General features: G+C 41.8%; 17 protein-coding genes. 10 read left to right on the top strand and 7 right to left on the bottom strand.

Going from position 1 to position 22,089, the window contains the following annotated elements; all coding sequences use genetic code 11:
- The first annotated feature begins 83 nt into the window (after positions 1-83).
- The gene (locus ACMVDV_RS11455; protein ID WP_416158199.1) at positions 84-2,393 is read left to right on the top strand and encodes a P-loop ATPase, Sll1717 family; all 2,310 of its coding nucleotides are present in this window, start codon (positions 84-86) and stop codon (positions 2,391-2,393) included.
- A 332-nt stretch (positions 2,394-2,725) separates the two neighbouring features.
- On the opposite strand, the gene ACMVDV_RS11450 is transcribed toward ACMVDV_RS11455, so the two are convergent.
- From ACMVDV_RS11450 to priA, 5 genes are all read right to left on the bottom strand, one after another.
- Entirely contained in the window at positions 2,726-3,100 is a 375-nt protein-coding gene (locus tag ACMVDV_RS11450; RefSeq protein WP_416158198.1) for a gamma-butyrobetaine hydroxylase-like domain-containing protein, read from the bottom strand.
- 110 nt (positions 3,101-3,210) lie between these two features.
- Positions 3,211-4,539 (bottom strand): HslU--HslV peptidase ATPase subunit, encoded by a 1,329-nt coding sequence (gene hslU, locus ACMVDV_RS11445; RefSeq protein WP_416158197.1) that lies wholly within the window; start codon positions 4,537-4,539, stop codon positions 3,211-3,213.
- Between the two features lie 11 nt (positions 4,540-4,550).
- Positions 4,551-5,069, bottom strand: a complete 519-nt coding sequence (gene hslV, locus ACMVDV_RS11440; RefSeq protein WP_145238496.1) for an ATP-dependent protease subunit HslV — start codon at positions 5,067-5,069, stop codon at positions 4,551-4,553.
- Between the two features lie 80 nt (positions 5,070-5,149).
- The gene (locus tag ACMVDV_RS11435) at positions 5,150-5,674 is read right to left on the bottom strand and encodes an SPOR domain-containing protein (RefSeq protein WP_304182338.1); all 525 of its coding nucleotides are present in this window, start codon (positions 5,672-5,674) and stop codon (positions 5,150-5,152) included.
- Between the two features lie 20 nt (positions 5,675-5,694).
- Complete coding sequence (gene priA, locus ACMVDV_RS11430; protein ID WP_416158196.1) at positions 5,695-7,881, bottom strand: primosomal protein N'; 2,187 nt, start codon at positions 7,879-7,881, stop codon at positions 5,695-5,697.
- Positions 7,882-8,114: 233 nt separating this feature from the next.
- On the opposite strand from priA, the gene rpmE reads away from it, so the two are divergent.
- Positions 8,115-8,327 (top strand): 50S ribosomal protein L31, encoded by a 213-nt coding sequence (gene rpmE, locus ACMVDV_RS11425; RefSeq protein ID WP_084448215.1) that lies wholly within the window; start codon positions 8,115-8,117, stop codon positions 8,325-8,327.
- A 557-nt stretch (positions 8,328-8,884) separates the two neighbouring features.
- The gene (locus ACMVDV_RS11420) at positions 8,885-10,126 is read left to right on the top strand and encodes a malic enzyme-like NAD(P)-binding protein (protein WP_304182341.1); all 1,242 of its coding nucleotides are present in this window, start codon (positions 8,885-8,887) and stop codon (positions 10,124-10,126) included.
- A 96-nt stretch (positions 10,127-10,222) separates the two neighbouring features.
- Here the strand turns inward: ACMVDV_RS11420 and metJ are convergent, their stop codons facing one another.
- Positions 10,223-10,543 carry a met regulon transcriptional regulator MetJ gene (gene metJ, locus ACMVDV_RS11415; protein WP_304182342.1) on the bottom strand — a complete coding sequence of 107 codons (321 nt, stop codon included), beginning with the start codon at positions 10,541-10,543 and terminating at the stop codon, positions 10,223-10,225.
- 235 nt (positions 10,544-10,778) lie between these two features.
- Between metJ and metB the strand changes: the two genes are divergently transcribed.
- Positions 10,779-12,041, top strand: coding sequence for a cystathionine gamma-synthase (gene metB / locus ACMVDV_RS11410; protein WP_416158195.1), 1,263 nt, complete (start codon positions 10,779-10,781; stop codon positions 12,039-12,041).
- Positions 12,042-12,047: 6 nt separating this feature from the next.
- The gene (metL, locus tag ACMVDV_RS11405) at positions 12,048-14,393 is read left to right on the top strand and encodes a bifunctional aspartate kinase/homoserine dehydrogenase II (protein ID WP_416158194.1); all 2,346 of its coding nucleotides are present in this window, start codon (positions 12,048-12,050) and stop codon (positions 14,391-14,393) included.
- A gap of 78 nt (positions 14,394-14,471) precedes the next feature.
- Here metL and ACMVDV_RS11400 read toward each other — a convergent pair whose 3' ends face one another.
- Positions 14,472-16,973: a penicillin-binding protein 1A gene (locus ACMVDV_RS11400; RefSeq protein WP_416158193.1), complete on the bottom strand. Its 2,502-nt coding sequence runs from the start codon at positions 16,971-16,973 to the stop codon at positions 14,472-14,474.
- A gap of 132 nt (positions 16,974-17,105) precedes the next feature.
- Between ACMVDV_RS11400 and ACMVDV_RS11395 the strand changes: the two genes are divergently transcribed.
- The 5 genes from ACMVDV_RS11395 to ACMVDV_RS11375 are packed head-to-tail and all read left to right on the top strand — an operon-like array spanning position 17,106 to position 21,960.
- A complete protein-coding gene (locus tag ACMVDV_RS11395; RefSeq protein WP_416158192.1) occupies positions 17,106-18,185 on the top strand; it encodes a pilus assembly protein PilM in 1,080 nt (359 codons plus the stop codon).
- Positions 18,173-18,736 carry a PilN domain-containing protein gene (locus ACMVDV_RS11390; protein ID WP_304182843.1) on the top strand — a complete coding sequence of 188 codons (564 nt, stop codon included), beginning with the start codon at positions 18,173-18,175 and terminating at the stop codon, positions 18,734-18,736. The genes ACMVDV_RS11395 and ACMVDV_RS11390 overlap by 13 nt, the downstream gene beginning before the upstream one ends.
- The gene (locus ACMVDV_RS11385) at positions 18,736-19,356 is read left to right on the top strand and encodes a type 4a pilus biogenesis protein PilO (protein WP_304182842.1); all 621 of its coding nucleotides are present in this window, start codon (positions 18,736-18,738) and stop codon (positions 19,354-19,356) included. The genes ACMVDV_RS11390 and ACMVDV_RS11385 overlap by 1 nt, the downstream gene beginning before the upstream one ends.
- The gene (locus ACMVDV_RS11380; RefSeq protein ID WP_304182841.1) at positions 19,353-19,889 is read left to right on the top strand and encodes a pilus assembly protein PilP; all 537 of its coding nucleotides are present in this window, start codon (positions 19,353-19,355) and stop codon (positions 19,887-19,889) included. Before ACMVDV_RS11385 ends, ACMVDV_RS11380 begins: the two co-directional genes overlap by 4 nt.
- Positions 19,876-21,960: a type IV pilus secretin PilQ gene (locus tag ACMVDV_RS11375; protein ID WP_416158191.1), complete on the top strand. Its 2,085-nt coding sequence runs from the start codon at positions 19,876-19,878 to the stop codon at positions 21,958-21,960. The genes ACMVDV_RS11380 and ACMVDV_RS11375 overlap by 14 nt, the downstream gene beginning before the upstream one ends.
- Positions 21,961-22,089 lie beyond the last annotated feature (129 nt).

The raw sequence follows: 22,089 nt of genomic DNA, 5'->3' as shown, positions 1-22,089 counted from the left end.
AAAAATAAATTAAAAACGAGTTATCCTACAGGCTCGTTATATCTGCTATTGCTCCAAAAGCTACAACTATAAGGAAATCGTTTGTGGAAAATAAAGAATCAGGATTTTATGCATATGCCTCATCACCTGCTGAAATTGGACAAACGATTGAGCAAGCTGTAACTAATACAAATGCTGATGTAAATACATGGAAGGCGCTTGATATACCTGGTCATTTTATTTCTGAAAAGGTCTTAGATGGTATAGATTCTTGTGATTTTCTTGTAGCAGATATTTCAGTTCTGAATTTTAACGTGACCTATGAAATTGGTTATGCGATAGGACAGGGGAAGCGTGTTCTTCTTACGAAAAATATGAGCATACAAGAAGGAAGCCCTTCAATAAGGGAGGTGGGAATATTTGATACGCTGGGCTATAAGGGATATCAAAATTCTTTTGAGTTACGTGGTTTTCTTAATTCAGCAGTTCCATCTGACCCACTAAGTTTACCCAGTAAAATTAATATTAAATCACCTGTATATTTACTAGAGGGCATGCATAAGACGGATTGGGCAACTCGTATTGTATCTCGGATTAAGAAAGCGCGTTACTTGTTTAGATCTTTTGACCCTAATGAGCAGCCGAGATTATCTGCAAATGATGCTATTAATCAAGTAGCACAGTCTCATGGAGTAATTGTTCCACTGCTCTCTAGTAAGTCGGTTGGCTGTGATGTACATAATATGAGAGGGGCGTTCATTGCTGGTTTAGCTGATGGTATGTCAAAAGCACTCTGTATTCTTCAGCATGAGGATGATCCAGTACCTCTTGATTACCGTGATTTTGTTTCTATGTCATATCATCCGGATGACATAAATGAGCACATAGCTAATTTCGCTGGTAAGGTGGCTGAAGCATTTCAGCAAGATGTAAGTATTAGTGCTTCAAGTGAAGATACATTTCTTCAATCTCTTGATTTAGGGTCGACTTCAGCAGAAAACGAGATGCGTACCCTAGAAAGTTATTATTTAAAAACTGACCAGTTCCTAAAATCTTTGAGGGGAGAAGCCAATATTGTCGTTGGTAGAAAGGGGTCAGGTAAGTCGGCAATATTTTTGCAGGTAAGAGATAGAGAAAGAAATAAAAAAGGGAATATTGTTTTAGATCTCAAACCTGATGGATATAAACTCATTAAATTTAAGGAATTGATTTTATCTTTTCTTGAAGAGGGCACATTCCAGCACACTATTATGGCCTTTTGGGAATATGTTTTACTTTTAGAAATATGTTACAAAATTTTAGAAAAAGACCGAGAGCAGCATAAGCGAGACCATACCTTATATGAACCATACCGTGCACTAGCTGATTTATATCACGCTGATGGGTATGAGACCGAAGGTGACTTTTCAGAGCGAATGAGTTCGCTGATGGAAAACATATCGACCGAATATAGGTCAAAGTATGGGGACCAGACTAACGTACGATTAAACGCGTCGAATCTAACTGAAATGCTTTATTGCCATGATGTTAGGGATCTATCTAAGCAGGTGATCGAATATATGAGTCAAAAAGAAGTTTGTTGGCTTCTTTTTGATAATATTGATAAAGGCTGGCCAACCTCAGGTCTCGAGCATGAAGATCTATTGATAATTAGAGCATTGGTAGATGCAACCAAAAAGATAGAGCGACAATTTGGAAAATCAAATATTGATGTAAATACAATTCTTTTTCTAAGAAACGATGTTTATGAATTGCTTGTTAAAGAAACCTCCGATAGAGGAAAGGAGGCTAGCGTGCTTCTTGATTGGACTGATTCAGACTTGCTAAGAGAGTTAGTTCGTTTAAGAATAGTGTCCAACAATATTAATGGAGATGACTCATTCAATTCACTTTGGCCAAAAATATGTGTAAGCCACTTTTCAGGTGAGGAAAGCTCTCAATATCTTATTGAAAGATCTTTGATGAGGCCTCGATTTCTATTAAATCTAATTAGCCAGTGTAAAAGTTTTGCTATTAACCTTAATCATGATCGCATCCTCGAAGAGGATATAGAAAAAGGATTAACGGCATATTCTACAGATCTATTAACCGATATCGGCTATGAAATACATGATGTCGAGAATGACGTTGACGATATTCTCTATGCATTCATCGGCAATAAGTCAATTGTAAAGAGGGATGAGATATTCTCAGTATTAGACGAATTCGGTGTTGGCGCTCAATTCTTTGAAAAAATATTTGATCTTTTACTATGGTACGGATTTATTGGATTAAGGATTAATGGTGAGACTAAATATATTTATGACTTCAACTACAGTATGCAGTTGATGGCTGGAATAATTAAGAAGAAGGGAGAGCTTGAATACATGATAAACCCTGCATTTTGGCCAGCACTAATGATTGAAGATACATAACAAGTTGCAGCACTAGGAAAAATTACTCGCTGCGCTCCCTATTTTAGGTGAGCAAGGTGTTACCAATGTTCGCTTATCGCATAAGAACGACTGTCAGGTTAGATTGAATCTCATCTGTTCAGACTCTTTTAGGGCTTATTAAAGCCTAGAACCTAGTTACCTAGCGCCTTCTGATTATCTTCGTTGCGCTCAACCAGAACCAGATAGTTAACTTTAACGCCGAGCTAACTTTCACCTTGAACCTTTTAACTTGCTAACTATACTCTCGCAAACTCGCAAACTCGCAAACTCGCAAACTCGCAAACTCGCAAACTCGCAAACTCGCAAACTCACTAAGGCACAAACTTGATCGGTACGCTGTCTTTATTGGCTTGATGTTCTGCGACGCGTTGTTGGTAGGTTTGCCATAGTTCATCATGTTGAGTTTGTAGGTGGCTGAAGTATGCCCAGCTGAATAAGCCGCTGTTGTGGCCATCATTAAAGTCTAAACGCAGTGCGTAGTGGCCGACGGGTTCAATATGTTTGATACCAACTAACTGTTTATTTAGCACCAACTTCATCGGTTCGTTGCCGTGGCCTTGTACTTCAGCAGACGGTGAATGAACACGTAAAAACTCACAGCTAAAGGTGCAATGGCTGTCATCGTCAAAATAAACATCAAGGGTTTTACTAACTGTATGATGATGTACCTTGATCACTTGCTTCATTGTTATACCTTTGTGTTGAACCTAGAACCTAGAACCTAGAACCTAGAACCTAGAACCTAGAACCTAGAACCTAGAACCTAGAACCTAGGCCCTAGATCCTAGTTTTAAAATTAAAGAATAAAGCGACTTAGGTCTTCATCTTCAACCAGTGCACCTAAATGCTGCTCTACATAGGCGGCGTCAATCACGATACTGCTGCCAGCTTGCTCGGAGGCATCATAGGAAATTTCTTCCATTAGCTTTTCCATCACAGTGTGTAGACGACGGGCACCGATGTTTTCGGTTTTTTCGTTTACTTGCCATGCCGCTTTTGCAATGCGCTCAATGGCGTCGTCGCTAAACTCAACATTTACTTGCTCTGTTTTAAGTAGCGCATGTTGTTGCTCGGTCAATGAGGCGTGTGGCTCGGTTAGAATGCGTTTAAAGTCATCAGCGGTGAGTGCTTCAAGTTCTACACGAATAGGTAGGCGACCTTGTAGCTCTGGGATCATGTCTGATGGTTTTGCCATTTGGAATGCGCCAGAGGCAATAAACAGCATGTGGTCGGTTTTCACCATGCCGTGCTTAGTGCTAACGGTTGAGCCTTCAATAAGTGGCAATAGGTCGCGTTGTACGCCTTCACGACTTACGTCTGGGCCTGATGATTCACCACGCTTACAGATTTTGTCGATCTCGTCGATAAACACGATACCGTTTTGCTCTGCGGCGAAGATCGCTTGCTCTTTTAGTTCTTCAGGGTTAACTAATTTAGCGGCTTCTTCTTCAACTAACAGTTTGAAGGCTTCTTTGATTTTTACTTTACGTTTACTGCGCTTGTCACCGGACATATTTTGGAACATGCTTTGCAGCTGGTTGGTCATTTCTTCCATACCAGGCGGCGCCATGATCTCAACGTTTGGTTGCGCTTGGGCTAAATCAATATCGATTTCTTTGTCATCCAATTGCCCTTCGCGTAATTTCTTACGGAATACTTGGCGTGTAGATGAGCCACCTTCACGTTGGTTTTCACCAGATGAATCTTTTGCTGGTGGCAGTAGCGCGTCTAAAATACGCTCTTCTGCTGCTTCTTCAGCGCGATGTTTAAACTTTTTAGTTTGTTGCTCGCGGGTCATTTTGATTGAAACGTCAACCAAGTCGCGAATGATGGTTTCAACTTCTTTACCAACATAGCCCACTTCAGTGAACTTAGTGGCTTCCACTTTAATAAATGGGGCGTTGGCAAGTTTAGCTAAACGGCGGGCAATTTCAGTTTTACCGACACCGGTCGGGCCGATCATCAAAATGTTTTTCGGCGTTACTTCAGCGCGAAGGTCTTCATTGAGTTGCATGCGGCGCCAACGGTTACGAAGGGCAATGGCCACTGCTTTTTTTGCTTTAGCTTGGCCAATGATATGTTGGTCAAGTTCATGAACGATTTCTCTGGGAGTCATATCAGACATAGCAGTTCCTATTACAATTCTTCGATGGTTTGGAAGTTATTTGTGAATACACAAATGTTGCCTGCAATGGTGAGGCTTTTTTCAACGATTTCTCGCGCGCTAAGATCGGTATTTTCAAGTAAGGCTGTTGCTGCTGATTGCGCAAAGTTACCGCCACTACCGATAGCAATTAGGTCATTTTCAGGTTGCACAACATCGCCGTTACCGGTGATGATCAAGGAGGCGGTGGAGTCCGCAACGGCAAGTAAGGCTTCTAATTTACGCAAGGCGCGATCGCTGCGCCAATCTTTGGCCATCTCAACCGCTGCTTTGGTTAAGTTGCCTTGGTGCATTTCAAGTTTGCTTTCAAAACGTTCGAATAGGGTGAAGGCATCAGCAGTGCCGCCAGCAAAACCGGCGATCACTTTGCCATTATAAAGGCGTCGAACTTTACGGGCATTGCCCTTCATTACGGTGTTACCAAGTGAAACTTGGCCATCGCCACCAATGACGACTTTATCGCCGCGGCGTACACTTACAATAGTGGTCATGTTATTCCTCATCATCGAGCCGCAGGGGCGACTCGTTAAAAACGATTGATGATGAGTTAATATGGGTTAATGGGCTAAAATCAAGTCCAATTCCAAATTCCACAGCCAGTTATTTTGCTGCGCTTGAGTTTATTTTTATCACTTTCGGCTAAACGTTTGGTTTTGTAGGGGCCTAAGCGTACTTTGTACCAGACACCGTTAGTGCCGGTTGTTTCACGAATTTCGGCAATTAATCCGGCAAAAGCAATTTTAGCTTTGAGCGTTTCAGCTTGGCCGTGAGTTCTGAACGAACCGCATTGCATTACATACGGGCCTTTTTGTTCAATTTCTCTTACTTCAACTTGGATTTCATGTTCTTTGATTTCTTTAATAAATTCCGGTGGACGTGGTTTTGCGAGTTGCTCTTTTACTTTTGCAGGCATTGGGTTTGCTTGCTGTTCAACTAATTTAGGATCGGCATTGGTTTTCACATACCATAAACCAAAGCTAAAACCCGCAACTAACAAGATTGCCAAAAGTACTAATAACACCGGAAATGGCTTTTTTGGTGGTGGCTGTTTTTTACGGTTATTTGGTTTTTTATTTATAAAATCGTGTTGTGCCATGGTTATGTGGACTTCTAACCTTAAATCATGTCTATGGGATCTACATCTAAGCTCCATCGCACCTTTTGCGCTAATTTACTGGTACTTAAATAGTCGACCATTTGCGCGAGATATTGGTGTAATAGAGGGCGATCGAGCGCTTGAATATGCAATTGAAAACGGTATTTCCCTGCAATTCGCTCGAGTGGTGCAGGGATCGGACCCAGCAATTGTATACCAGTTAGACTCTGAACTGGAACTAAATCCGTTAAAAAATCGACCACTTGCTTTATGTTGTGACCTTCAGCACGGACAATCGCCATATTAGTAATGGGTGGCAGTTGCGCGTCATCACGCTCTTGCAGCGCAAAACGGGCAAAATCTTGATAACCATTATTGACTAAATCCTGCAATAACGGATGTTCAGGGAAGTGTGTTTGTAATAATACCTGACCTGGCTCGCCACTGCGCCCCGCACGGCCAGCCACCTGAGTTACCAACTGTGCTAAATGCTCGGTGGCGCGAAAATCACAGGAATATAAGCCGCCATCCACGTCGAGTATCAGTACTAGGCTAACATCGGCAAAGTGATGGCCTTTAGCCAGCATTTGCGTGCCAACTAAAATACGCGCACCACCTTGATTAATATCGTCTAAGGCTTTTTCTAAGCTGCCTTTACGGCGCGTTGAATCGCGGTCAATGCGGCTAATTGGGGTGTCAGGAAATTCACTGCTTAAAAACTCTTCTATTTGTTCAGTGCCTTTACCATTTGGAAATATTTGTGTACTGCCGCAATCTGGGCACTGGTGCGGCACCCGTTCTTGCTCGCCGCAATGATGGCAAATCATCTGGCCGATTGCTTTATGGAAAGTCGCACTGGTGCTGCAACGTTTGCATTCACTGAGCCAGCCGCATTCATGGCAAATCAAGGTCGGTGCAAAGCCACGACGATTTAAAAATACCATCACTTGCTTGCCACGCTTTAAATGCTGGCGAATCGTCGCTAGGCTGCCGTGGGCTATTCCCGCTTGATCCGGCTGACCTTTCATATCCAATAATTGAAATTTATTATCGGTGCTGGTTTGTGCGCGTTGCGTGAGGCTTAATAATTGATATTTGTTATTCAGTGCTTTATGTAAAGTCTCAAGAGCAGGTGTGGCTGAGCCTAAAATAAGCGGTATTTTATGCTGAAATGCACGGTAAGCGGCTAAGTCTCTGGCGTGGTAGCGTAGTGTGTCTTGTTGTTTAAAGGAGCTGTCATGCTCTTCATCGACAATGATCATGCCGAGTTTTAAAAACGGCAAAAAGATACTCGAACGGGTGCCGATCACTATGGCACAGCTGGCTTTTTCGCAAAAGCGCCATGTTTGCAGGCGTTCATTATCGGTCAACGCTGAATGCCACAGCATAATCGGCGTATCTGGAAAACGGCGACGAAAGCGGTTGACGGTTTGCGGTGTAAGGCCTATTTCAGGTACCAGTACTAACGCTTGCTCACCACGTTTTAAAACGTCTTCAAGGCACTGTAAATAGACTTCGGTTTTACCGCTACCAGTGACGCCTTCAAGTAAAAAGCTATTAAAGCCTTGCGCTTGATTAATTGTGCTGCAGGCAACCGCTTGTTCTTTATTTAACGTCGGTTTAGTGCTCACCGTGGGTGTTTGTTGCTGCCATTGATTGTCGTGTTCGATGGTTTGGCTGATCAGTGCTTTATTCAGTAGGCTGTCGATGGTTTTTTTACTAAACCCCAGCGCTTTTAATTCTGTTAAAGACGATTTCCCCGATTCGGCCAACTGCTTAAGCAAGTTTAACTGGCTTTTTGCTTTTAATGACGGCAGCTTGGCTCCTTTGTCGGTGAGTGCCACCATATTGATACTGCTTTTATCAGGGCATAACCCTTGGCGTAGTGCGCTAGGCAGGGCAATATGAATAGTTTCGCCTAACGGGTAGCAGTAATAACGAGCAGTAAAGCGCAATAACTCGATATGTTGCGGTGATAAAATAGGTTCATCGTCAATGACTTCAAACATGTCTTTGAGTTTGTCGGCGGGCACGTCGCTGTGTGTTTTTAAAGCCAATACCACAGCAACTTTACGCTGATTGCCAAACGGGACCATGACTCTTGCACCAACCTGAGGTGGTGTTGATAAACCGCTCAGTTGCGCTGGGATACGATAATCAAAGGTGCGCTGCAACGGAACTTTTATAGCAACTTCAACAAAACTCATAACAACCCAAACAGTAACTAGCAAGGAAGTTAATGTACTAAAATTACAGCTAAAAACCTAGCAGCGAATCTCGGCTTTACAGTTTTTGGTTATTTTATTAGCAAAAACGGTATTTAAAGCTTGTAGCAAGCGGGGTTGTTGCATAGAATACGCGTCCTAAATAATTTGTTTTAACGACGTATGGTGCCAGACTTCGGGTTTGGAGAGCGATGCGGCCTTAACTAGAGGTTTCTATGAAAGAAGGTATTCACCCTAAGTACGAAGTAATTTCAGCATCATGTTCATGCGGAAATAAATTCGAAACTAGTTCTACACTGTGTAAAGACATTCACTTAGACGTATGTTCTGCGTGTCACCCGTTTTACACTGGTAAGCAAAAAGTTTTAGACACTGGTGGCCGTGTTGATCGCTTTAACAAGCGTTTCGGTTCACTTAGCAGCAAGTAATTCTTGTTGTTTTGTCGGAAAAAGCACCTTAGGGTGCTTTTTTTTATGCCTGTAATTTATAAAAACGGCGCCCATCTTGCGCTTAATGCCTGCTTATTTAGGGTTACTTCATGCATTCATTATAGTGTGACTATTTCCCATTTTTATACCCAGTATAGCGAGCAAATAACAGACAAATCGTGATTTATTCTCTATATTGATTATCGTATTAAAACGCTAGATTAAATGTTTTTGTCGATAAAGTTAGCCTTTATGCTGCTAAATGTTGCTAACGTCTCACTTATGTGAATATCTGCTTTTGCTTATAGTTTTTGCTTTAAATATTCACTTAACAAGCATTTTTGGTTGGGTTTTTTGATGCTTTATGCTGTTTTTATCGCTTTAAATTGCAGTTTTTTTGCAAAACTTGACGATAAAACGCATAAAATTAACGGATATAGCATATAACAGGATAGACCTGATATTGCTTGAATTTAATTATAATATAGGTATCGTTCCCTATAAGAACTGCTTACTCTCACTTTCAACTTAACTTACTTGCAGGATAAAATCGCGTTATGTCAGATTTTCGTGAACAAGCTTTACATTACCATTCGCATCCCGTTCCAGGAAAAATCAGTGTCGAGCTTACTAAGCCGGCTGAAACAGTCCAAGATCTCGCTTTAGCATATAGCCCCGGTGTTGCAGAACCTGTACGTGAAATCGCTGCTGATCCTGCTAATGCCTATAAATACACAGGTAAAGGTAATATGGTTGCGGTTATTACTAACGGTACCGCAATCTTAGGTTTAGGTAACTTAGGGCCATTGGCGTCTAAACCAGTTATGGAAGGTAAAGCGTTATTATTTAAGCGCTTTGCAGGCCTTGATTCGATTGATATCGAAGTGAAACACAATACCACGGAAGACTTTATCAATACGGTGGCAAACATCGCAGATACGTTTGGTGGTATTAACTTAGAAGATATTAAAGCACCAGAGTGTTTTGAAATCGAAAAAGCATTGATTGAACGTTGTAGTATTCCGGTGTTCCACGATGACCAACATGGTACTGCAATCGTCACGGCAGCAGGCATGATCAACGCACTAGAAGTGCAAGGTAAAGATATTGAAGATGCGATTATCGTGTGCTTAGGTGCGGGCGCCGCTGCGGTTGCATGTATGGAACTGCTGATCAAGTGTGGCGCACTACGCGAACATATTTATATGCTAGATCGTAAAGGGGTGATCCATACTCGCCGTGATGATTTAAACGAATATAAGCAGTTGTTTGCTAACAATACCGATAAGCGTACCTTGCAAGATGTGATTGCTGATGCCGATGTCTTTGTCGGTGTATCTGGGCCAAACTTATTGGCCCCTGAAGATCTTAAATTGATGGCTGATAAACCCGTGGTGTTTGCTTGTTCGAACCCAGATCCAGAAATATCACCTGAGCTTGCTCACGGTGCGCGTAATGATTTAATTATGGCGACGGGTCGTTCTGATTATCCAAACCAAGTAAATAACGTATTGTGTTTCCCATTTATTTTCCGTGGTGCGTTAGATGTACGCGCCAGTAAAATTAATGATGAAATGAAAATTGCCGCAGTTGACGCTATTCGTAGCATTGCCAAAGAGCCAGTACCTGCAGAAGTATTAAAAGCGGCGGGTGTTGATAAGCTTGAATTTGGTGCGCAGTATATTATTCCAAAACCGATGGATCCGCGTTTATTACCGCGTATAGCTAAAGCTGTAGCGCAAGCGGCAATTGACTCTGGTGTTGCACAAATTGATATGCCGGAAAACTACATGGAGTAGCTGCTCAGCTGCAATTTGTAATGGCACAATAATAAAAAACCTCAGTAACGTAAGTCGCTGAGGTTTTTTTGTATACAATTCCTGAAGTATATTTTTTTAATCTTCGTTGAGGATTGGCACTTCTAAGCCCATCTCAAGCATGATTTTCTTCACTTCTTCAGGTACTTTCTCTGGATTATCTTTACGTAAGTCTTCATCGTTTGGCAATGGTTGGCCAGTAAATGCGTGTAAAAATGCTTCACAAAGCAGTTCGCTATTTGTTGCATGGCGAAGATTGTTAATTTGACGGCGAGTACGCTCATCAGTTAAAACTTTTAATACATTTAACGGGATCGAAACGGTGATCTTTTTAACTTGTTCTGATTTTTTCCCGTGTTCTGCGTATGGGTGAATATATTCACCATTCCATTTAGCCATAGGATGTGTCGTTGCCTCAGGTTGTTAATTGTTTGCGCGACCTTTTGCTGCGCAAAGATGCCGAAATTCTATCGTTTTAAATAAGATAGTCAAATACTAGTTATTTAGCCATCTAGCAACTTAAATGTTTTTACTGCCATAGTTGCAGCTAAAACAGCATAAATGCTTTGACTTATTAAATCCGATCCTCTAACCTTTTAGACGTCTAAACATCCATTTAATTGTAGGTGACGTTATGAGTCAAAAGAACAAAGCAACTATTGCAGTGCGTAATGGCATTGATGCAGATAAACAGCATGGCGCCGTTGTGCCTCCCATTCATTTATCGACCACCTACTCATTTGCTGATTTTGATACCAAGCGCCAATATGATTATGGCCGCAGCGGTAACCCAAATCGAGATATCTTAGCCGAAACTCTTGCAAAACTTGAAGGCGGCGCCAAGGGTATAATCACTGCAACCGGTATGGCTGCGGTGCATTTAGCTACTCAGCTGCTAAACAGTGACGATACTTTAGTGATCCCACATGATTGTTATGGCGGCAGTTACCGTTTATTTACTTCGCTTGAAAAGCGCGGGCTATTAAAATTAGTGGTTTTAGATTTAACTAAAGCTGAAAACCATCAAAAAATTCTTGAGATCAAACCAAAACTCATTTGGATTGAAACCCCAAGTAATCCAATTTTACGCTTAACTGATATTAAAGCGATCACCACTATTGCAAAGCAGTGCGGTGCGTTAGTCGGCGCTGATAATACCTTTTTGTCACCTGCGTTACAAAATCCCATTGAATTTGGTGTTGATATTGTGGTGCATTCAACCACTAAATATATTAATGGCCATTCCGATGTAGTGGGTGGGGCTGTGATTGCCGCAACGCAACAGTTAGGTGATGAGCTTGCATGGTGGGCTAATAATATTGGTATTACCGGCGCACCGTTTGATAGCTATTTAACCTTACGTGGCCTACGTACGTTGAATGTCCGCCTGCGTCAGCATCAAGAAAATGCCTTTATTATTGCCCTGTATTTAGAAAACTCGCCTTATGTGAGCCAAGTATATTACCCTGGCCTTGAGTCTCACCCGCAACATGAGTTGGCAAAACAACAACAACGAGGCTTTGGTGGTATGGTAAGCTTTGATATTAAAGGTGATGTTAACGATGCCGCGGCATTTTTAACTAGCCTTGAAGAATTCAGCTTAGCGGAATCATTAGGTGGCGTAGAGAGTTTAATTTGCCACCCAGCAACCATGACGCATGCTGGAATGGAAGCAACCGCGCGTTTAGCGGCCGGAGTAGGTGATACTTTGATCCGTATTTCGGTCGGTATTGAAGACGCAAAAGATTTGCTGGCTGATTTAGATCGCGTATTTAATAAAGTGAAACCGGGCCAAGGCCTGCATGCAGCAACTACAGCAACACCGGTTTCGCAACAACAAGATAAAGAGCAATCAAGCTCATTTAAGCTGACTCCAGCACATACGGCTTTGTGGTAATAGAAAATGGTAAATATAGTTCATAAATTTGGTGGCTCTAGCTTAAGCTCAGCCGAGCGTTATCAGGCCGTTGCCAATATTATTTTAGCGCATACTGAAGCGGGTGACTGTGTGGTAGTTTCTGCCGCCGGTAAAACCACCAATACGTTAGTTAAGCTGTGGCAAAGCTACCAACAAGGTGATCAACAAGCGGTGAGCGATATTTTACTGCAGCTCGATAACCACCAACGTACTTTGATTGAGCAATTGTTAAGCCCTACGGCGCGACACGCAGCATTAAACGTACTTGATCAAGAGTTGGCCTTAATAGCACAACAAGCGCAGCAGCAAAGCTTACAGGAAGCTGCATTACTTGCTCATGGCGAAGTGTGGTCGGCACGCTTGTTAGCAACCTATTTGCAGCAACTAGGTCTTGAAGCGAAAGATGTTGATGCGCGTCAGTTATTTACTTTAAATGATGGGCAGTTATTACATCAAAAAAATCAACAGGCCTGTGCTGAGTTGATCTCGGCACATTGCATTAATGTGGTTACTGGTTTTATTGCCGCCGATTGCCAAGCAAATACGGTAACGCTGGGGCGCAATGGCAGTGATTACAGTGCCACTTTGTTAAGCAGTTATTGCCATGCCAACCAAGTATCTATTTGGACTGATACCCAAGGGGTATTTAGTACTGATCCGCGTAAAGTTAAAAAAGCCATTAAGTACTCAAAGGTATGCCGCGGCCAAGCTAATTTGCTTGCCCGTTTAGGCAACCCGGTATTGCATGCGAAAACCTTATCACCACTGAAAAATACTGATATTAAGCTAGTGGTTCGCAGCAGTTATGATACCGAAGCCAGTGCTACAGAGGTAGTTAAAGAAGGGTACAGTAAAGCTAAGCGTTTTATCACCACCTTAGAAAATATTGATTTATTGCGTATTGATCAGCTGCGTGGCGGTGAAATTGGTGAGTTAAGCCAGCTAATTCAACATAGTCTGCATCACTTTGTACAAAATGGTGATACCTACTTATTAGTGCCAGCTGATGCAACTCATCAAGTGGTAAGTCACTTACAAGGGCGCGCGAATATTATTGAATCTAACTTACATGGCTGCGCTGTTGTCGCACCACGTAATGATGTGGCGCAATTATTTGAGCAAGCAACTCAAGTACTGACTGAGCAAAGCTTAACTCCCCGCTTTAGCCATCAAGATACAGACTATATTTTACTGCTAACCGATCAATCAATTGATAGTGATGTATTGACCATATTGCACGATAAATTGATCAATAAAGGTCAAGAGTTGGCTATTATCGTTGCGGGTTTAGGTAACGTTGGTGAAGTGTTTATTGAGCAACTTAGTCAACAACTGAACCGTTTGCAACAGCATTTTAGCGTTAAACTAGTTGGTTTGTTACGCTCGCGGGCAATGCTGTTTAGCCCAAGTGGCATTGCGCTTGAGCAATGGCAATCACAATGGCAAAACGAAGCGATTGACTATCAACAGGATGATTTATTAACGCGTATCAGTGAACTTGATTACGAGCACAAAGTGGTTATTGATATTACTGCCAGTGAAGCGTTTAGTGAGCTTTACCCGGCGTTTGTGAACTTAGATTGCCATTTGATCAGCGCTAACAAGTACGCGGGTACTGCAAATAATGATTGGTATCAAAGCTTGCGTCGCAATTTAGCCGAACGCAATTTATTATGGCGTTATAACACCAGTGTTGGCGCCGGTTTACCGATTAACTTTGCATTAGCTGATTTACAAAACAGTGGCGACAGTATCACCCATATTGAAGGGGTATTCTCGGGTACTTTATCGTGGTTGTGCAGTAGCTATGACGGCAGTGTGGCGTTTTCAGAGCTGGTACTGCAAGCGCAGAAAATGGGCTATACCGAGCCTGATCCGCGAGAAGATTTATCAGGGCGTGATATGCAGCGCAAGCTACTTATTTTAGCCCGTGAATTAGGATTAACGTTAGAGCTGGACGACATTGCCTTAACGCCATTAATGCCTGCGCAATTGGCGCAAGGTGATTGGCAATCTTTCCTTGATAATAAGCAGTTGCTTGATGACTTTATTGTTGAAAAAGCACAGTCTGCAGCGACAGAAAACAAGGTACTGCGTTATACCGGTGCGCTGACAATTACCGATGGTAAAGTAACAGCTAAAGTTGGGCTCGCGTATGCAACGCAGGGGGATGCACTGGCTAACTTAACTCCTGGCGATAATATTTTTGTCATTAACAGCCAGTGGTATAGTGATAATGCCTTGGTGATCCAAGGTCCTGGCGCGGGTAAAGAAGTGACCGCTGCAGGCGTACATTCTGATTTATATTGGTTAGTACAAAACTTAAAATAAGCTCTGTGTTTGTAAACAAAAAAAGCGCCGATTGGCGCTTTTTTTATGTAAGCGATGTTATATCGCGACATAGTAATATTAAAACAGCTCTTCTTCCGTTTTAGTGTCTTCTTCAAACACGTTTTCTACATGTTGCATTACATACTTAGTCGGCGAGGTGCCTTTTTCAAAGTATTCAAAGCGACTGGTGTAATCGTTCTTTTGACTCAGTAAACCGGTTGCTAAATCAATTCTTACCGACACTAATCCTTCCGGTGGCTCAATTGGCGCTTCAGGTTTACCAGCAAGAGCAACGCGCATAAACTCGACCCAAGCTGGCTGGGCTGTTTTGGCACCAGACTCAGCACCGGATATTTGGTTTTTATCCATGTTGTTGTTATAGGTTGAACGGCCAAGCGGGTTGCCTGGATTATCAAATCCTACCCATACAGAGGTCATTATATCGCGGTTAAAACCACTAAACCAGGTATCTACTGAGTCATTGGTAGTCCCTGTTTTACCAGATAGATCACGGCGTTCTAGGGCCTGTGCACGCCAACCTGTACCACTCCAACCGGTTTTATGCGCCCAACTACCGCCGCCCCACACTGCACTGTGCATTGCATCAGCAATTAAAAACGCATTTTGCTTCGATATAATTCGCGGCGCGCAATGAGTCGCGATAGCTTCCTGACTGTTAGCAAGCTCAGGTGTTAACTCAAACTGTTTAATCGTTAACTGAGGAATAACAGGGTCACAGGCTAACAGTGGCTCTGTTTTAAATAATACATTACCCGCTGAATCTTGAATTTCATTAATGAAATACGGCGTGATCAAGTGACCGCCGTTGGCAAATGCACTCATACCACGAGCAAGCTCTAGTGGCGTAATTGAGGCACTGCCTAATGCTAATGATTCACTACGATTAATATCACTATTTTGAAAGCCAAACTTCAATAAGTGATCAGCGGTACGTTGTAAGCCAACGCCACGCAGTAAGCGTACCGAAATAACGTTTTTAGATTGCGCTAAAGCGCGACGAATACGAATAGGTCCATTGTAAACGGCTGGGCTGTTTTTTGGTCGCCATGCCACGCCTAGGCTCTTGTCCCATTGATTAATTGGCGCATCATTCAAAATAGACGCTAAGGTATAGCCGTTGTTCAGTGCCGCAGAGTAAATAAATGGCTTAATATTAGAGCCAACCTGACGTTTCGCTTGCACAGCACGGTTATATTGGCTTTGCTCAAAACTATAGCCACCGACAATCGCTTTAATACGGCCATCGTTAGGATCTAATGAGACTAATGCGCTAGACGCCTCAGGCAATTGACTAAGCAGATAACTGCCGTCATCGTTTTTCCGTAATAGTATTTGCTCGCCTGGGTTGAGTATGTCGCCTGCGGTTTTTGGTGGAAACCCTTGGCGATAGCGGGTGATATATTTACGTGCCCATTTTAGGTTGTCCCAATCAAGGTTGGCTTGCTCACCATTTTTTAATAATACGGTAGCGCTTTGCTCGCCCACTTCAAGTACAGCAGCGGCTAATAATGGGCCGATTTCTTTTACTGGCTTTAATTTTTCCAGAATTTCACTATGACTCAACGCTGTTTGCGTTGCAAAGTCCCATAATTGCTGCTGTGGACCACGGTAGCCATGGCGCATATCGTATGCATGTAAGTTATTAACGAGCGCGGTTTGTGCTGCTGCTTGTACGTCAGATTCAACACTGGTGAAAACCTTAAAGCCGGTATTATAAGCGCGTTCATAGCCATAGCGGGCGACCATTTCGGCACGTACCATTTCAGAAATATAAGGTGCATACAATTCAATTTCTGCGCCATGGAACTTGGCGGTGATGGGGGCATTGGTGGCTTCGTTATATTCGGCTCTAGAGATATAATTTTCATCTAACATACGACCCAATACCACATTACGACGTGCTTTTGCACGGATTGGGTTTCTGATTGGGTTTAACGCTGATGGCGCTTTAGGTAAGCCTGCAATCATCGCCATTTGTGCTAAATTTAATTCGTTAAGATCTTTACCATAATATACTTGTGCTGCGGCGCCGATACCAAAAGCGCGATTACCTAACTCTATTTTGTTTAGGTACAAAGCAAGTATTTCATCTTTGCTGAGTAAGTTTTCGATATGCAGCGCAATAAAGATTTCTTTAACTTTGCGAATATAGGCTTTTTCTCGTGTTAAGAAGAAGTTACGAGCTAACTGCATTGTTATAGTACTTGCGCCTTGTTTTTTCTCGCCAGTTGAAATTAATACGAGCGCTGAACGCAAAATACCGATAGGATCTATACCTATATGGTCATAAAAACGGTTATCTTCAGTGGCTAATATGGCATTTATGAGCGGTTGCGGTATCTTATCGATGGTCACAGGAATACGGCGTTTTTCGCCGAACTGGTTGATTAATAAACCATCTTTAGAAAATACTTGCATAGGAGTTTGTAGTTGCACGTCTTTTAAAACTTGCACACTGGGGATATCAGATTTAACGTAATAATAAAGGCTTACTAAGGTAATGAGCCCCAAAAATGTGCAAATGATAAAAAATTGTAAAGTTCGTTTTAATAAAATCACTTATATTTTCCCTAAATGGACTCCCAATTAGAATCGGAGACTGCTAGTATATATTGATTAAAAAGTGAATAGTATTTTTTCATATAAAAATTATAACTTGTTTATTCTTAAAACAAAGGCCAAGTTGCGAACATGCTAAGTCAACTATTGAGTAAGTCTTCATCGATGATGGTAGGGATAGATATCGGGTCACACGCTATAAAAGCAGTGTTACTGAATGAAACGGACAGCGGCTACCGGCTTGAGGCGTTAGCAATAGAGCCAATGCCAAAAGGTACTATGGCTGAGCGCAATATTCAAGATATTGAAGCGATTGGTAATATTATTACTAAGTTAAAACGTAAATTACCTAAATCAATTAAATCTGCTGCAGTTGCGGTGTCTGGGCAAACGGTAATCACGAAAGTGATTTTTATGGATGTTACACTCAGTGATGCAGAACTAGAGTCACAAATTGAAATCGAGGCTGACAGCCTTATTCCTTACCCATTAGATGAAGTTAGCCTAGATTTTGAAAAACTAAGTACTAACGAAGCAGACCCTTCAAAAATGAATGTGTTGTTATCTGCTGCGCGTACCGAAAGTGTTGAAGCTCGCGTTGGCGCGTTAGAATCGGCCGGTTTAACCGCAAAAGTAGTCGATGTCGAAAGCTATGCGCTGAGCCGTGCTATGGATGTTTATTATCAACAATTACCCAGTGATGCGTTTAATAAATGTGTGGCTGTGGTCGATATTGGCGCAGTACTGATGCTGGTCAGTGTGGTACTCGGTGGTGAAACTATTTATACCCGAGACCAAGTGTTTGGTGGTGACCAATACACCAACAGTATTGTGGCCTATTATAATAAAAGCTTTGATGAAGCTGAGATTGGTAAAACCACTGGCGATCTACCCCCTAACTATACCTTTGAAGTGTTGGCACCGTTTCAAACCTCATTGTTACAACAAGTACGCCGTGCCGTGCAGATGTTTTTAACCACCAGTGGTAAAGATCAAATTGATTATATTGTACTTACTGGCGGTACTGCGATGATTGATGGCCTAGATAGATTGCTAATTGAAGAGTTAGGTATTCATACCATAGTGGCAGAACCGTTCGCTAATATGGAGATTTCTGCGCACGTTGATCGCAATGTGTTACAGCGCCATCGTACGCAATTTGCAATAGCGACGGGATTGGCATTAAGGAGTTTTTCATCATGCCACATATAAATCTCCTGCCGTGGCGCGAACAACAACGAAAACAGTCGCAAAATAAATTTGCCACTATTTTGTTTTTAGTGGTGCTTGGTAGTTTTATGAGTATGTATTTATTGAGTACTTATTACGGTAATTTGCGAGATGGGCAAAATATTAAAAATAATTACCTTACAACAGAAATTAGCCAATTAGATCGACGCATTAGTGAAATTCGTGAATTAGACAAAAAGAAAGAAAACTTACAACAGCGTATGCGCTTAATTGAAGAGTTGCAAAGTAGTCGTAACTTGGGCACCCAGATTATGGATGAAGTTGCCAAAATAGTACCTACTGGTGTTTACTTAACTAAGTTAGAGCGCCGAGGGAGTGCTATTCATGTTGTTGGCCGTAGCGAATCTAATAATCACCTTTCAAATATGCTGCGTGAAGTACAGAACTCTTATTTGCTCGAAAAACCCATTATGCAAGGTATTGTTGCTGGGGAAAAATCATCACGCTTATTAAGTGATTTTAATATGGAATTTTACGTAAAAGCTTTTGATGAAATTGGCGAGGTTAAATAATGAACCTTGATATCAAAGCGTTAACCGAGATTGAATGGAACGAAATTGAGCTTGAGAATATTGGCGATTGGCCGATTGTAGTTAAAGTTATTTGTTGTACTTTCGTTGCCGCATTAGTGTTGTTTTTTAGCTACAGCTTATTGGTTTCAGATGAAATTGATAGCTACAAGAGTGCGGTTAGTAAGGAAGTTGAGCTACGTAGCACTTATCGAGTGAAGTATGCCCTAGCTAGTAACTTAGAAATTTACCGCCAACAAATGGTTGAAATGGAAGAAAAGTTTTCTTTGCTGTTAAAACGCTTACCAACCTCAAACGAGACACCGGGCTTGCTAGATGATTTATCCTACGTAGGTACTACGAGTGGCTTAACCTTCCTTAAAATTGGCTGGTTACCTGAAGTTGAAAAAGAGTTTTATACTGAATTACCAATTAAAATTGAAGTAATAGGCAGCTATCATGAGTTTGGCGATTTTGTTGGTAAGGTGGCGCAACTGCCGCGTATCGTTAGTTTGCATGACTTTTCAATTAATAGTTCGGATTCAGGCAAACTGACCTTTAGTGTGGTAGCTAAAACTTACCGCTATGAAGGTGGCGTGAAGAAAGTAGGGGCTAAAAAATGAAAAAATTAGCCTTTGTTCTACTCAGCAGTGTGTTGCTAAGTGCATGTAACGATGATACCTCTGAGCAAAAAGAATTTATTGATCAAGTTAAAGCCAGTACTACGCCTAAAGTTGAGGCAATCCCAAAACTGACAAAATTTGAACATTTTGAATACAATGCACAGCAGTTACGTAGCCCTTTTGTTGCGCCGCAACCGGAAATTATTCAAAATAATATGATCCAAGTAAAAAACTGCTTACACCCTGATCCTGAACGTACCCGTGAGGTGTTAGAAAAATATCCGTTGGATAATCTCGCAATGAAAGGCACCTTGGGGTCTGATGGCCAAACTTGGGCATTAATTAAAGCGGCTGATGATACCTTGCACCGAGTAACCGTGGGCAATCATATCGGTTTGTATCATGGCGTTGTTCAACAAGTAAAAAGTGATTATATAGAATTGTTAGAATTAATTCCCGATGGGTCTGGTTGTTGGAAAGAGCGGCTGACAAAGCTTGAAATGTTAGAGGCAAGCTCCAATGGCACTAGTTAAAAATAAAAAAGGTAAAATTAAAATGCAGAAGGGAGTATCTTGGAGTAATCGCATTCAGCAGGCTTTGTTTGTTGTTATTGCCCTTTTTATCACGCAATCAGCAATGGCGACACCGCTATTGTATGACGTTCGTTATAACCCGTTAATGGCTGGAGAAACACAGTTACAGTTAGTATTTGATGAAGAGCTGAGCGAAGAGCCAAAAGTTCAGGTTTTCAATAATCCAGCCCGTATCGAAATGCGTTTCAACGCAGCCGATGTTGAGCAAGGTTTGGCTGACGTGCCAATCAATCAAGCTGGTATTGAAAAAGTGAGCAGTGTCACTACGGATGGTACATTAATCGTTACTGTGCATTTAGAGCGTTTAAAAATTTACCAAACCACAGTTACTAATAATCTTGTTTCATTACATGTATCTGATAACCCACTCACTTCACAAGAGGGTAATAACGCAGCGCAAGTTGTGACGGGTAATTATATTAACTCAATCCAGTCGATTGATTTTCGTCGTGGTGAAAAAGGTGAAGCGCGAGTATTAGTATTTTTACAAGATACCCAAGCAGCTATTGATGTGCATGAAAGCGGTGGGAAAATTATTGCTGAGTTTCATCACACCAATATTTTAGATGACTTATTGTATGAACTCGATGTGCTTGATTTTAGTACGGTAGTGAGCTCAATTGAGACATTTAAAGAAGGCAATATGAGTCGGGTGGTGATCAGCCCCAATGCCGCGTTTAAATTTACCTACCAGCAAATTGAAAACATCCTGACTTTAACGGTTGAAAAAGATGACTCGCAACGCTCTTACTTAGAAGGCGGTAAAGAGTATCAAGGTCGGCCAATGACCTTAAACTTCCAAGATATCTCAGTGCGTGCGGTATTACAGATCATCGCCGGTTATAACGACTTTAACTTAGTAACCAGTGACTCAGTCAATGGTAATATTACTTTGCGCTTAGACGGTGTGCCATGGGATCAAGCCCTTGATGTGGTATTGCGTGTTAAAGGTCTTGATAAACGCATGGATGGTTCTATCTTAATGGTGGCACCTTCTGAAGAACTGGCCGCCCGTGAAGCAAAAGAACTCAAAGCCAAGCAGCAAGTTGAAGACTTAGAGCCGCTTTACAGTGAATACATTCGCTTGAACTACGCAAAAGCGGAAGAGTTTGCCGATCTACTAAAAACAGATACCAATAGCATCATTAGTGCTCGCGGCAGTGTATCCGTTGATAAGCGCACCAATACCTTACTGATCAAAGACACTGCAAAAAGTATTGAAAGTGTGCGTCGTATGGTTGAGACCTTAGATATCGCAGTTAGACAAGTTGTTATTGAGGCACGTATGGTTACTGTACGTGACAACGTAAAAGAAGATTTAGGCGTACGTTGGGGGTTTAGCGATCAACAAGGCACCGATGGTATTTCGGGCACCTTAGAAGGCGCTAACACGATTTCTAACGGCACCATTCCCAGTATTTCTGACCGCCTTAATGTCAACCTGCCTATTACAGGTGCTGCTGGCAGCATTGGTATGCACGTTGCTAAGTTAGCCAATGGCACATTGCTTGATTTAGAACTAACCGCGTTGGAAGAAGAGAACCGCGGTGAGATTATCGCAAGTCCGCGTATTACGACTGCTAACCAGAAAAAAGCGCGCATTGAGCAAGGTACTGAGATCCCGTATGTTGAATCTGCTTCAAGTGGGGCAACCACGGTGAGTTTTAAAAAGGCTGTGTTGAGCCTTGAAGTTACACCACACATTACCCCAGACAATAAAGTGATTTTGGATTTGATCATTACTCAAGATACGCGTGGTGATACAGTGCAAACTGGAACAGGACCTGCAGTTGCAATTGATACCCAAGAAATTCAAACCCAAGTACTGGTTGAGAATGGTCAAACAGTAGTTCTTGGTGGTATATTCCAGCAGCAAATCATTAACTCAGTTAAAAAAGTACCATTATTAGGTGATATTCCTTACCTAGGAGTGCTGTTTAGAAGTACAAGTGAGTTTAATGAAAAGAAAGAATTGCTGATTTTCGTTACTCCGAAAATCCAAATAGAGTAATTTACACTGATTTATTCTTACACAATGGGCAATTATTAACTTTAATTGCTCGTTAATTGGCTTTTTGTTCTAATTGACTTGAAATACCCAATCAATTACTGAGATAATCCCCTCCTTAATTTTGGGGCC

It is taken from the genome of Pseudoalteromonas sp. ASV78 (assembly GCF_047806705.1).
GTDB lineage: Bacteria > Pseudomonadota > Gammaproteobacteria > Enterobacterales > Alteromonadaceae > Pseudoalteromonas > Pseudoalteromonas prydzensis_A.
This window is presented reverse-complemented; position numbering and strand designations above follow the sequence as displayed.

What these genes read in the sequence shown, in the direction of transcription:
- ACMVDV_RS11450 (WP_416158198.1), bottom strand. Translation starts at nt 3,100, where the DNA reads ATGAAGCAAGTGATCAAGGTACATCATCATACAGTTAGTAAAACCCTT.
- hslU (WP_416158197.1), bottom strand. Translation starts at nt 4,539, where the DNA reads ATGTCTGATATGACTCCCAGAGAAATCGTTCATGAACTTGACCAACAT.
- hslV (WP_145238496.1), bottom strand. Translation starts at nt 5,069, where the DNA reads ATGACCACTATTGTAAGTGTACGCCGCGGCGATAAAGTCGTCATTGGT.
- ACMVDV_RS11435 (WP_304182338.1), bottom strand. Translation starts at nt 5,674, where the DNA reads ATGGCACAACACGATTTTATAAATAAAAAACCAAATAACCGTAAAAAA.
- priA (WP_416158196.1), bottom strand. Translation starts at nt 7,881, where the DNA reads ATGAGTTTTGTTGAAGTTGCTATAAAAGTTCCGTTGCAGCGCACCTTT.
- rpmE (WP_084448215.1), top strand. Translation starts at nt 8,115, where the DNA reads ATGAAAGAAGGTATTCACCCTAAGTACGAAGTAATTTCAGCATCATGT.
- ACMVDV_RS11420 (WP_304182341.1), top strand. Translation starts at nt 8,885, where the DNA reads ATGTCAGATTTTCGTGAACAAGCTTTACATTACCATTCGCATCCCGTT.
- metJ (WP_304182342.1), bottom strand. Translation starts at nt 10,543, where the DNA reads ATGGCTAAATGGAATGGTGAATATATTCACCCATACGCAGAACACGGG.
- metB (WP_416158195.1), top strand. Translation starts at nt 10,779, where the DNA reads ATGAGTCAAAAGAACAAAGCAACTATTGCAGTGCGTAATGGCATTGAT.
- metL (WP_416158194.1), top strand. Translation starts at nt 12,048, where the DNA reads ATGGTAAATATAGTTCATAAATTTGGTGGCTCTAGCTTAAGCTCAGCC.
- ACMVDV_RS11395 (WP_416158192.1), top strand. Translation starts at nt 17,106, where the DNA reads ATGCTAAGTCAACTATTGAGTAAGTCTTCATCGATGATGGTAGGGATA.
- ACMVDV_RS11390 (WP_304182843.1), top strand. Translation starts at nt 18,173, where the DNA reads ATGCCACATATAAATCTCCTGCCGTGGCGCGAACAACAACGAAAACAG.
- ACMVDV_RS11385 (WP_304182842.1), top strand. Translation starts at nt 18,736, where the DNA reads ATGAACCTTGATATCAAAGCGTTAACCGAGATTGAATGGAACGAAATT.
- ACMVDV_RS11380 (WP_304182841.1), top strand. Translation starts at nt 19,353, where the DNA reads ATGAAAAAATTAGCCTTTGTTCTACTCAGCAGTGTGTTGCTAAGTGCA.
- ACMVDV_RS11375 (WP_416158191.1), top strand. Translation starts at nt 19,876, where the DNA reads ATGGCACTAGTTAAAAATAAAAAAGGTAAAATTAAAATGCAGAAGGGA.